Origin of the sequence: Flammeovirga sp. EKP202 (assembly GCF_014534745.1) — a bacterium.
Taxonomy (GTDB): Bacteria; Bacteroidota; Bacteroidia; order Cytophagales; family Flammeovirgaceae; genus Flammeovirga.
Map to the genome: position 1 here is coordinate 19034 of NZ_JACVVP010000075.1, position 12100 is coordinate 31133.

The 12100-nt window shown below is 34.4% G+C and carries 10 protein-coding genes; 2 read left to right on the forward strand and 8 right to left on the reverse strand.

Annotated elements, in window-relative coordinates; genetic code table 11:
* Positions 1 to 40 precede the first annotated feature (40 nt).
* From IC221_RS27200 to IC221_RS27210, 3 genes are read right to left on the reverse strand one after another with little or no spacing between them, the layout of a single operon-like run.
* Positions 41 to 2770, reverse strand: coding sequence for a hypothetical protein (locus IC221_RS27200; RefSeq protein ID WP_188171962.1), 2730 nt, complete (start codon positions 2768 to 2770; stop codon positions 41 to 43).
* 2 nt (positions 2771 to 2772) lie between these two features.
* Positions 2773 to 3825 (reverse strand): endonuclease/exonuclease/phosphatase family protein, encoded by a 1053-nt coding sequence (locus IC221_RS27205; RefSeq protein WP_188171963.1) that lies wholly within the window; start codon positions 3823 to 3825, stop codon positions 2773 to 2775.
* A 21-nt stretch (positions 3826 to 3846) separates the two neighbouring features.
* Positions 3847 to 4716 (reverse strand): endonuclease/exonuclease/phosphatase family protein, encoded by an 870-nt coding sequence (locus IC221_RS27210; protein ID WP_188171964.1) that lies wholly within the window; start codon positions 4714 to 4716, stop codon positions 3847 to 3849.
* A 669-nt stretch (positions 4717 to 5385) separates the two neighbouring features.
* Between IC221_RS27210 and IC221_RS27215 the strand changes: the two genes are divergently transcribed.
* A complete protein-coding gene (locus IC221_RS27215; RefSeq protein ID WP_188171965.1) occupies positions 5386 to 6507 on the forward strand; it encodes an MBL fold metallo-hydrolase in 1122 nt (373 codons plus the stop codon).
* An 81-nt stretch (positions 6508 to 6588) separates the two neighbouring features.
* Positions 6589 to 7188: a sigma-70 family RNA polymerase sigma factor gene (locus IC221_RS27220; RefSeq protein WP_188171966.1), complete on the forward strand. Its 600-nt coding sequence runs from the start codon at positions 6589 to 6591 to the stop codon at positions 7186 to 7188.
* 201 nt (positions 7189 to 7389) lie between these two features.
* Here IC221_RS27220 and IC221_RS27225 read toward each other — a convergent pair whose 3' ends face one another.
* The 5 genes from IC221_RS27225 to IC221_RS27245 all read right to left on the reverse strand — a co-directional run bounded on the left by IC221_RS27225 (position 7390) and on the right by IC221_RS27245 (position 12011).
* Positions 7390 to 8358, reverse strand: coding sequence for a permease (locus IC221_RS27225; RefSeq protein ID WP_188171967.1), 969 nt, complete (start codon positions 8356 to 8358; stop codon positions 7390 to 7392).
* 12 nt (positions 8359 to 8370) lie between these two features.
* Positions 8371 to 8610: a thioredoxin family protein gene (locus tag IC221_RS27230; protein WP_188171968.1), complete on the reverse strand. Its 240-nt coding sequence runs from the start codon at positions 8608 to 8610 to the stop codon at positions 8371 to 8373.
* Between the two features lie 177 nt (positions 8611 to 8787).
* Positions 8788 to 9615 (reverse strand): hypothetical protein, encoded by an 828-nt coding sequence (locus IC221_RS27235; RefSeq protein ID WP_188171969.1) that lies wholly within the window; start codon positions 9613 to 9615, stop codon positions 8788 to 8790.
* 126 nt (positions 9616 to 9741) lie between these two features.
* The gene (gene mmuM, locus IC221_RS27240; protein WP_188171970.1) at positions 9742 to 10641 is read right to left on the reverse strand and encodes a homocysteine S-methyltransferase; all 900 of its coding nucleotides are present in this window, start codon (positions 10639 to 10641) and stop codon (positions 9742 to 9744) included.
* Positions 10642 to 11081: 440 nt separating this feature from the next.
* Positions 11082 to 12011, reverse strand: coding sequence for a hypothetical protein (locus tag IC221_RS27245; RefSeq protein ID WP_188171971.1), 930 nt, complete (start codon positions 12009 to 12011; stop codon positions 11082 to 11084).
* Positions 12012 to 12100 lie beyond the last annotated feature (89 nt).

The window sequence follows — 12100 nt, forward strand, 5'->3', positions numbered from 1 at the left end:
ATATTGGGCGGCATCCCGAAGGATGCCTCAATAATTGCTTTTAGAAGCTCAAGCTAAGGTTCATAAATGCTCTTATGCCTTGAGCGTAATAATATTTGTTAGGGAATTTCTCCGGATTTTTATCCGTGAAATCAAAACGATACTGTTGGAAACCTGTTGTCGCAATGTTTTGATTATTCAAGACATTATTGATGTTCAAGTTCAAGCGAAGAATTTTGTTATCAATCTTCCAGCTTTTACCAGCAAAAATATCTACTGTAAATGCATCGTCCATTTTTTCTTGGTTTAAGATATTATAGTACTCTTCAGACCCTTTTTCTACACCCTCTACTGCTCTATCTGTATATCTTACAGGGTTCAACGTTACATAACGATCACCTAAGAAATTCACTTGGAAACCAACGTTCCAATATTTTTTCGACCAATATTCGATACCAATTGTACCTGCAATTTCTGGAGATCCACCAACGTGTCTACCATTGTAGTATACCTTCTCATTGTCTAACAATACTTCTGCTCTGTTATCCGCAATTGCAGTTGCATATGGATTAGCATTATAAAGGTATGACGCATAGGTAGCCGCACCTTTGATTCTCAATTCTTGCGTGATATTGTATGACATACCCAATTCAACACCAGTGTGAGTTTGACCAATTCCTGTCAATGCATAGTTGACAAATGTATTTACTTGTGTACCATTAATGTTTGAATCATCGAAATATGAAATCACTTTTGTAAGGTCTGAAACCTGAGTATAGAAACCAGTTGCTCTAATTTTCAATTTCTCACCTCTGTAGTAATAGTTCACATCACCCGACATCACGTTTGAAGATGATAATCCATCAACAGTTTCGTTACGTGTTCTTAATGAAGTAAAAGAGTCAATAAAGTAAGGTGCTTTTGTATAAGCTGTTGCATTGACAGTGAAAACATTTCTACCATTAAAGAAATACTCTCCACCTAATTTCACACCGTAATCAAGGAAATCTAATACTTCTGATTTTCCATATGAATTATCAGGGAATAAACCTTTTTTACGGTTACTATCTCTATACATGCTTGTGTGTGTGATATTACCACCTACATAAACAGATCCTTTTTTGAATGATTTCTTCACTTGACCCCACCATCCGGCTGTTTGGATGTGTGCATAGTAATCATGTCCCATTCTATCACCTTCTCCTCTGATCCAAGTAGAGTCGTTTAAGTTGTTGATCGATTTTTCTAATTCAGTATAATCTCTCTGTGCAAAGTTGTCAATGTCTAACCAAAAATCACCTCCTAAAAGATCGTCTACAGTATTGTAGTTATTACTTTGGTAGTATTGGTATTGTACACCTGTGATGATATCCAATGTTTCATTGGCTTTAAACATCAAAGTAGGGTTGATATCTAACCTATGGTAATCGTTGTGTCTACCTTCAATAATATAATGAGATCTGTTACCAGTATATTGCTCACCGTTAGGGTTTTGCCAGCTAACAGGAACTGTAGTAGAACTTGAACGGTTGGTGTTATACATATGATCCCAATTTACTTGACCAAATGTACCATTTTGCCATAGTTCAGTTAAAAGATCACCTGCTGCTGTATTTCCTTGATCATATTGGAATGAAGGTAAATAACGATAGTAGTCAGGACGTGGATCTGGAGCATCAAACCAGTTTAATGCAGTCCTTTTCTCTTTACCCATTTGGTAACCTGCTGAAGTTCTCAGTGTTAATTTTTCATTGATCTTCCAAGTATCTTTCAAGATAAACTGAGGTGTCACCATTGTCTTCTCTCTTGAGTTACGCTTCTTACCGTCTTGCCAACCCCAGTTTGGATTATAATAAACAGTACCTTTTAAATCATACGTTTCCTTTGTAGCAGCCATTTGCTGACCTACAGTTCTTGGAGCTGCAAATGCTGTAAATACCATTTTGTGCTTATCACTGAAACGTTTTTCTGCACTTACAAAACCTGCCCATGCATCATATGAAGTACCTTCTACATACCCTTCTTGTGCCCATCTTCTTGAACCAGATACAGTAAACGCCCAACCATTGTCCATTAAACCTGTACTATAAGTAAGCATAATTCTATGATTGTAAGAACCGTTACCTAATGAGTAAACTGCTTTATAACCTGGCTTTTGGCTTGATGGATCAGAAATAATATTTGTAGAACCACCTACATCACCAAAGTCAAAATCAATGGGTTGGAAAGAAGTTGTCACCTCTTTATTTCTAATTACATCATTCAAACCACCCCAAAGTGACCATGAAGCATATCCTCTTTCTGGTGATGCCATATCAACACCATCAAAGTATACTTTCATGTAACTTGAATTGTAACCTCTTTGTCTGAACCAGTAAGGTCCCCATGCAAAACCTGCAATTGAACTATATGCATCTCCAGAAGAGAATAATAATCCTGGTGTAGACTGTGAGTCATCATCAGAATCCAAATCAGTCAATGATAATGCAATTGTACTCGCTTCATCAGTCTCTTGAAATAATTTAATCACCATGTTATTTTCTAATGGTGCATCTACCTGATAAAAGCCATCTAATAAGATATGAATTTGCGTTCCGTCAGTGACCATCTCAGCAGGGACTGAAAAAATACCCTTATCGTTGGTTAAAAACTTACTGCCATTTACTTCCACTTGTATTGCTACCATTGGAATGTCAGTTTCTCCAGACACTACGGTTCCCTTGATGAATTTTTCCTGTGCAAAAGTTAGCACAGCAAAACTCATTAGGAGTAAAGTAAAAAAGTGTTTCATTGTTATTTTGAGGAGTTGGAATTTGCTTGTTTTAATAAATAAATTACTACTGGAAAGTGATCAGAATAACCACCTGCATAATTGCCTCCGGCAAATGTTCTGTAAGGATAGCCTTTGTATCGGCCCTCTTTATTTTTTAATTCAGGATAACTACAAATTTCAGCTTTCCAGAAGAACCAACCTTCATTTTTATTTTTGAACTCTTTAGTAAAAATAATTTGATCAAATAAGTTCCAGCTGTCTCTGTAAGCCAAAGTACCTAAACCTTTTTTATACATTTTGTAGAAAGGATTGAACAAGTAATTCTTTTCTGTCAAACTTTTTTCATCCCCTACTGCACCTAATGCTTTTTTCATTGATTTATTGGTAGGATCATCATTATAATCACCCATTGTAATACATTTCACACCAGGGTGTTCCTTTCTTAATGAATCAATAATACTACGTTGTAATTTACCAGCTTCTTCTCTATATCTTGATTCACCTCTACGAGACGGCCAGTGATTGACTAAGAAAACAATGGGTTCACCTTCTAATTCTGCTTCTACAATCAGCTGATTTCTAGATTTAAACTCCCAATTATCACCTGCATAAGTCTCTTTAATTTTAAGATCTCGTGCCGATACTTTGTTCACTTTCAAAAGATCTTTCTTGTAAAGTAGAGCTACATCAACTCCCCTTTTATCAGGACCTTCAATATGAGCAATGCCATAGTTTTCTCCTTTTAATTTTGGAGTATTCACCAAATCATTCAAAACATTTCTGTTTTCAATTTCGGCAAGACCAATCACTAGAGGGGTTTGTTTGGTTACATCAAAACCAAGCTTAGCAATGATAGTAGACATATTGGTTTGCTTCTCCCAGTACTTCTGACTGGTCCATTTGCTATCTCCTTCAGGAAGATATTCATAGTCTTTTTTACCTTCATCATGTAAGGTATCAAACAAGTTCTCCATATTGTAAAACGCTACCGAATACACTTTGTAGTCGCTTTTCTGTGCCTGGAGGAATAGAGGAAATAATATTAAAAAATAGAGGATGGTAAGTTGTTTCATAATTGCTTAGTATAAACAGAATCAATTCCTAAATACTGTCATCACTGGACGGTGATCACTTACTTTAGGTTCAAAGTATTCGTATTCTGAACATTGATCTAATGATAAAGTATAGGACTTCTGATATTTGTTAAACCATTCATTGGTGATTAAAATATGGTCAATATGACTTCCATTTGGCCACCAATTAGGATAAGATTTATCTAAAGAGTTATCACTTTTTGCTTGATCCATCGTTGAAAAAGCATAATTTCCACTGTCATCTATAAAGTTTTTGAAAGATGATGTTGAAGTAGGGTAAATTTCTTCGTTGAAATCTCCTAACACAATGACATACTCGTTGTCTAGATTTTCGTCAATATATTTTTGTAATCTTTTACTAGCTTCCGTTCTTCTTTGTTTATCAGACTCTCGGTCATCATACTCTCTATTACAACATTTTAAATGTAGATTAATTACATAAAATGTTTGATTATTAACTTTATTCAAAAATTTCGCTAATAATGGACGTCTCGGAAAATAATATCCATCAAAGTCTCCTGATGCTAAAACTTGTTGATCTAATAACTCAAGTCTCTCGTTTTGATAGACATAAGCTAGATGATAATCATTGTTTACTCCTTTTGCGATATCAGTATCAACTAACACTGAATATTTTGGGTTGACCTGTTTAACTTGCTTCAAGAAGCTAACGCCTTCAATTTCTTGAACTCCCCAAAGGTCATAATCACTTTCTGCAATAGTAGCATTGACAATTCCTGTTGTTTCCTCATGTTTTGGAAAATGCTCAATATTCCATGTCAACACTTCCAACGTCTCATTAGAAGCAGCAACATTCAAACATTTGACTAAGGTGTCATCGTACTCAATAGGAGTTGTTGGTAGACTCACTTCTGATACGCACGAGTTTAGTACACACCCGATAATCAATGATAAAGATGAAAAAATAGGAAGAAGTTTAATAATTAAAATATTTAGTTTAAAATAATTTATTAAGGCACATTTATTTGTGAGGACATCGCAAAGGTGTGGGTGAAAAAATGTAAAAGCAAGAGTACTTATGTTAAGAGAGAATAATTTATTTTGAGTTTATATTAAATTAAATCTTAAATAGCATATATTCTTCTATGTTACACAGTGCAATAATCTTAAACACGAAATAATATACTGATATTATAAAATAATCAATACATTATTTTACCATCATTTAATTACCAAATAATTGTTAAGTTAAAAAATTGTGACATTTCGTTAATAGCAAAAGCACGTTCTTTGGGTTGTTATTGGATAACATTTATTAATTTTCAACTTTTAGCATTTCTCAGCAAGCTCTTATTTAAGAAAGGCAAACGGAATAAGGTTTCGTTTTTTCATAAGATTTCACACAAACTCGATTTTTTTTAATCTTCATTCTGAATTTATGGGTTTTTCCCCTACTTTGTAAAACTGAAATAACAGATTTTATCAGTTGATCAATTAACCCGATTTGTAAATACATATTAACTCATACAATCGACATCTACATTGATCGTTTTAAGTAATTTTTTAAAATAAAACTTTATGCTTAAGAAGTTCTTTCTTTTCCTTTTCGGCATCATAGTGTTAATTTTCGTATTCATTTACGGTTTCTTAACGTTCAGCCCACAGTTTGGTGGTACTCACTCCGAAGAGGATATACAGCGATATGAAAAAACAGGACATTATCAAGATGGTGAATTCTTCAACCTTATTGAAACCAATATGGATATGAGTTTCGCCAACATATGGGAAACAATGAAGGAATTCGCTGAAGGAGTTCAGAACGACCGTCCTTCCAAAGATATACCTCCTATTAAAATCAGTGCAGAAGATATTCAAAAAAATGACTCCCTTACAAAAGTGACTTGGTTTGGGCATTCTGCTTTTCTACTCGAAATTGACAATAAAAATATTCTAGTAGATCCAATGTTTGGACAAGTGGCCGCTCCTCACCCTTGGTTAGGACAACCTCGTTACAGCAAAAATCTTCCGATTGAAATTGATGAAATGCCAGCCATTGATGCCGTTATCATTTCACATGATCATTATGACCACCTGGATTATGAGTCCATCGTAAAACTAAAAAATAAGGTGAGTGCTTTCTTTGTTCCTATTGGAGTAGGAGCCCATTTTAGGGCTTGGGGGATTCCAGAATCAAAAATCCATGAAATGAATTGGTGGGATACGCAGGAATACAAAAATCTTAAAATGGTTTTTACACCTTCAAGACATTTCTCTGGGCGAGGAATTACGGATCGCAATAAAACACTTTGGGGTTCTTGGATTGTAAAAGGAAAACATCAGAATATTTATTTTAGTGGTGATGGTGGATATGCAGATCATTTCAAGGAAATTGGAGAGAAATATGGTCCATTTGACCTTGCTTTGATGGAATGCGGACAGTACAATAGTAAATGGGCTTTGATTCATATGATGCCTGAGGAATCTGCTCAAGGAGCCGTTGATCTTAATGCAAGAGTTATGATGCCGGTACACTGGGGTGCATTTACACTCGCATTACACTCATGGACTGATCCAGTGGTGAGAGTCACAAAAGCAGCAAAATCACTAGGAATGCCAATCACTACACCACAAATCGGAGAAACCTTTGTTGTAAGTGATAGTGTCACATACCCAGCTCACCGTTGGTGGGAAGCTTATTAGGTCATAAGAAGAGAGGATTAATACGAGTATTGTTAATCCTCTCTTATTCTATTTCAGATTTCAATACAACTACAATAAATTATGAACAACAAGTCTTGTAGTAATATGAATGAAATTGTTCATGACTATTACAGTTATATTCAAAATTTCATATCAAAAAAAGTAGGTCATCAAGAAGATGTTGAAGATCTAACTCAAGAGGTAATGTTCCAACTCTCCGTGGCTTGTGAAAAACCTGCTGAAATTCAAAATATAAAAGCTTGGTTGTTTCAAGTTGCCCGAAACGTAATCTATCGTCATTATCAATCTCATAAAATCAATACCTCCTCTATTGAAGATGAAAATACATTTTTTGAGCAAACTGAGACGCAATCTGATGTAGCAGATTATATTATCTCAATGATTGGACTTCTACCTCCTGAATATGCTCAACCTCTAAAAATGGCAGACATTGATGGTATTTCACAAAAGAAAATTGCTGAGCAATTAGGGATGAGTTTATCGGCGACAAAAATGAGAGTACAAAGGGGAAGAAAAAAGCTACTTGAACTCTTTCATCAATGTTGTACTATTGAATATGATGCCCAAGGTAATTTTATGCATTGTACTATTAATGATTCTTGTGTAGGAAAAGAACAAATTAGAATTAGCCTAGAGAATGAAAATATCACAGATGAATAATTCACATTGCAAACAAATACAATGTGAACTAAGTTTCGTTAACTTTTGACGCCTATTTCTACTAGACTTTATAGGGACTACTCCCAATCTTCCTACTCCTCCAATTTTATCTTAACACAAAAACGAAGTAAAAAGTCAAGGCTTTAAATGCAAAAGCTAAATCTCATTCCTTTCGCCTAAATGATTTTAAACTCACTCTGCTCAAACAAAGAGAATATTAAAGAAATAACCCGCAAAAATCATCCCTGCCCCTATTGTCGAAAAGAAGCTAATTATCAATTGTTTTTTCATTACTTTCTTCAATAATAAGGCCTCTGGCAACGATAAGCCCACTGCACCCATCATAAAAGCTATCGCTGTACCCATAGGGACTCCTTTGGCAATCAATGAATCTATTACAGGTAATATCCCTACCGCATCAATATATAATGGTATTGCCATAATCACTGCAATTGGAACTGCAAAAGGATTATCTGCATTGATGTATTTTTCAAAGAAAGAGGCTGGGACAAAACCATGAATAAATGAACCTACCGCCAAACCAACAAGAATATATGGGATCAGCTTCTTTAATGTCTTGACTGTTTCAATATGAATTTCAGGCAAGCGTTCTTTGAGGGTTCTAGTATCTGTATCATCTACTGCATGCGTTTCTGCAAGATTTTGAACCCAATCTGCTACATATTTCGACATTCCTAACTTATCCAATACAATACCTCCTACAACACCCAATACAATTCCAAAGAGTACATAAACAATCGTGAATTTCAAGCCATAAGTCATCAAAAATAACGCTATTGCCACCTCGTTTACTAAGGGTGAGGTAATCAAGAAAGAGAGGGCGATTCCTAATGGAATTCTAGATTGCATCATACCTACAAACAAAGGCATGGAAGAACAAGAACAAAAAGGAGTTACTGCTCCTAAAGTAGACGCTAGAATATTTCCTATTCCAAAGTTCTTATTTCTCTCCAAATAGGCTCTTATTTTATTAAGGGGAAGGTAACTCTGAATGATCCCCATCAAATAGGTTATGATGACGACTAAAAGGATAATATGTGAAGTACCCACAATAAAATAATGTAGAGCACTTCCTAAAGTCGTTTCCGATCCTAAACCGATCAAATGATACACAATATAATCGGCTACTTTTATTAAAATACTTTCCATTTCGTCTTTCTTTTAGGCTTTCAAAATATCCAATAGCTCTGCATCAGAATTTCTTTGTCTATAATTGATGATTTTCCCATCAATTACTAAAGAGGGAAAGTCTGTAGTACCAAACTGCATTGTTTCCATCATGTCAGTAACATCTGTAATCATTACCTCCATATTATTTTCCGAAGCCAATCGTTCCAATTGCTTTCTGATTCTTGGATTAACGCCACAACATGATTGATGTAAAATTTTGATGTCCTTCATAAGTGAAATAAATTTTAAGTTTTAAACTGTTTTCACCTATGTAGTGTGGTCAAAGAAGAAAAAGACACAAGATTCATCAAAAAAAATAATTTTTCTTTTCATTACCTCTTTCAACAAAAAAAGCCTAATCAGGAGTGTATCCCAATTAGGCTTTCAATTTATTTGTAGCTGTATGACTTACTGATAGAATTTGAATGGTAAAATAAATTCTTCAGCATAAGCATGATTATTAAGAATACAAGGCTTCCAATCTCCAGCTTCTTCTACTTTACTGTAAATATACTCCTCAACTTCAGTGTATTTACACCTTGGATCTTTCTTTACTTTACCGTTTTTATCCACGATAAACTTAAAGTATATTTTAGTTGTTTCATCAATTTTAAAATCGCTATGACGGATTTCTTGGTGCATTTTCTCGCTCAATACTTGCATACCTCCTGTAAAAGTTGCTTTGCTGATTTGATCAGGATTAGTAATCCACATCAATGTGTCTCCAGAAGTGAGTACTCGCTCCTTTGAGGTAAACGTATGATTTTTATACACGACTTTTACCTTCGTTTGATCTTGTACATCTATATATTCTAAAATGCCAGATCCATCTGTCAGCATTTCTTCTCCTTTCATCGTTACTTGAGTTACCTTTCTTTTACCATCAACCCAAGAACCATTTTTTACAATCTTGTTAAGTTGGTTATAATGAGTATAATTATAAGATTTACCTTTATACTTTTTCTTTGAAAGATTAGATAAAAAATCTTCTGCTTTGTTTAGTTTTTTAAATGGATATACTTTTGATTTTTCAGTAAGGACATGACCTCTCACTTGAAGTACTGTAACCGTATCCCCTTCCAATTGATATTTCATCATATGAGGAGTTTCTTTCTTGGTCTTATTTTTCATGTACTTTGATTCATAGTACACCGTTTTTGTTTGTTGAGCAAATAATGACCATGACATCATCAATGTTACTATAATAGTAAGTACACTCGATTTTAGAAGTTTCATTTTAGTTAGAAAATTTAATTGATTAAAAAATTTTTGAGACACTACGCTCTATTTACATTTTGCTTTAAACAGAACTGCAAAACGCCAAAATTCCATCTAGAATTCAAGTTTTACAGTTCTTAATTTTTATTTCTTTATAATTGATTCAGATATGGCTTTAATATGTGTATACCCCATCTGACAACACCCTCCAACAATACTCGCTCCAAGTTTTACCCATTCCTGAGCCATCATTCCACAATGATTAGGGTCAGAAATTCCTGACCATGTTTTTGTATCTGTGTGGTAAACCTGTCCTGAATTAGGGTAAACCACAATCCCAATCTTCTTATTCATTTTTCTGATTTCCTTGATCAAGGAAGAGATATATTCTGGTTTTGTGCAATTCACGCCAAAAGCATAAACATGAGGTTGTCCTTTCAGGTATTCTGCTACATCACGAATTGGTGTTCCATCATTTAGAAGGAATCCATCTTGACATGAACAACTAATCCATCCTTTATGTTGAGCCGATTTTAATAAATAAGCTATTGCTTTTACCTCCTCAAAACTTGGAATGGTTTCGCAGGCCAAATAATCTACCGCAGTACTGTCAATGAGTGAAAAACGTTCCTGATGAAAATCGATCAACTCTTGCCTTGATTTATTATAATCCCCTCTGTATTCTGATCCATCTGCTAAAAATGCTCCATAAGGACCAATACTCCCCGCTATAAAAACATTTTCATCTGGAAACTCCTTTAAGAAGCGTTTTTTGGCATTTATAGCCAACAAGGTGGTTTTTCTTAATAATTCAGTACTCTCTTCTCTTGTTTTCCCTTCCTTTACAAAACCATCAATCGTTGCCTGATAACTACTTGATATTAGACACCTTGCTCCTGCTTTTAAGTAATTATAATGTACCCTCTCGATCAATTCGGGTTGGTCCATCAGAAGTTTTGCCGACCACAAATGATGATTCAAATTGGCCCCTTCTAACTCTAGAGCATTGGAGAGTCCTCCGTCTAAGATTAATGGTAAATACATTGTAAACTAAATTTTCGCAAATTAATATAACTCCTTTTATGAAGGATTAATGGTAGTGTGTTGTGGTTCGCGAGGACGTTGCAATGCAACGTCCCTACAGCACTGCATTTTAGAAAATTATTATCAAACCTTTGTCTTTCAACATGTAATTAGACCATTATTTAGTAGTAACTCCCTCGGCCTTGAAGGAAAAAGCGTTCAGAATTCCATGTATTGAGCCGTTAAAAATGATTTTCTTGTTTGAGCGCAGCGAGTTTAAAATCATTTAAGCGAGAGAAATGGAATTTAGCTTTTGACTTCAAAGCCTTGAATTTTTTGCTTCGTTTTTGTTTCAAGACAAAAATGAAGAAGAAGGAAGTTTGAAAGTTGATCCTACAAATGCCGGCAGAAAGGCTGATTGAAAGTTGACGAAAATTTAGATTACAATCCGATTGATTGTTCTAATTTTCTACTGGTTCCAATACCAACTGAGGGTTAAATTTCGATACTAAAATAGCGAAGGTTCTTTTGATTTCAGAGTAATCTTTTGGAGAATACTTCGACTTTTTTAGAGTATAAGAATAATTAAAAACAGCTTGATCTCCTTCTATCTTTGAGGTACAATTCAACTTTATCAGGTCATTATTGATCGTCATTGTTTTTGGTAGTTCCAATACTTTGTAGCCTTTTGGTATTTTCACTTTTGATTCAAATACCGTATTAGTGGTATATACTAAATCAATATCATAACTCCTTTTCTCTTCCGTAAATGGGTTTCTTGATATAGGGAAATTATAAAAAGGACGAATGACAATCTTATTCATTAATTGATCCACTGTACCCTCCGCTTCAGCGGTAATAAAGTAGGGTTTATCCGTTTTTTCATAATCCTTTGTCCTAATTTCTTTTACATTTTCAAGCCCTTGATTTTTAAAATATCTCCTTAGTTTAGTCTCTTTATCATCATATTTAGTCTTATAACTGTAGGCTGACATTCCATTTAAAGATTTCAGAATAGTGACTTTCGTTTTGGATAAATCTTCTGATAATTCAATTTCAAAAATACTCTTATCATAGCTACTCACATGATTGTAAATACTCACCCACTCATGTTCTTTCTCCTTAATCAACATTCCTTTATCATTAATACAACGCACCGGAAGCTCATTGAAACCCAAAAGAGGAGTTGTTGCATCCGATAAAATTCGACCATTTCCTAAATCAGTGTAAGCTATTACATAATTATAATAATGATCAAAAGGATAATCTGATACAATTTTACCATTATTCCTCGTCGATAAAATAACGGGGTAAGATTTCAATCCTGCACCTTGTAAAATTCCAATCAAAAAGAGATTGATATCAGCAGATTTCCCTGACTTTTTATCCAAAAACGTTTTTAGTACACTGTAAACTAAGTTTTCGTTAATATTTGATTATAGCTTTTATGCATAATATCTCTAGCATTTTCTTTCGTAAA

What these genes read in the sequence shown, in the direction of transcription:
- IC221_RS27200 (WP_188171962.1), bottom strand. Translation starts at nt 2,770, where the DNA reads ATGAAACACTTTTTTACTTTACTCCTAATGAGTTTTGCTGTGCTAACT.
- IC221_RS27205 (WP_188171963.1), bottom strand. Translation starts at nt 3,825, where the DNA reads ATGAAACAACTTACCATCCTCTATTTTTTAATATTATTTCCTCTATTC.
- IC221_RS27215 (WP_188171965.1), top strand. Translation starts at nt 5,386, where the DNA reads ATGCTTAAGAAGTTCTTTCTTTTCCTTTTCGGCATCATAGTGTTAATT.
- IC221_RS27220 (WP_188171966.1), top strand. Translation starts at nt 6,589, where the DNA reads ATGAACAACAAGTCTTGTAGTAATATGAATGAAATTGTTCATGACTAT.
- IC221_RS27225 (WP_188171967.1), bottom strand. Translation starts at nt 8,358, where the DNA reads ATGGAAAGTATTTTAATAAAAGTAGCCGATTATATTGTGTATCATTTG.
- IC221_RS27230 (WP_188171968.1), bottom strand. Translation starts at nt 8,610, where the DNA reads ATGAAGGACATCAAAATTTTACATCAATCATGTTGTGGCGTTAATCCA.
- IC221_RS27235 (WP_188171969.1), bottom strand. Translation starts at nt 9,615, where the DNA reads ATGAAACTTCTAAAATCGAGTGTACTTACTATTATAGTAACATTGATG.
- mmuM (WP_188171970.1), bottom strand. Translation starts at nt 10,641, where the DNA reads ATGTATTTACCATTAATCTTAGACGGAGGACTCTCCAATGCTCTAGAG.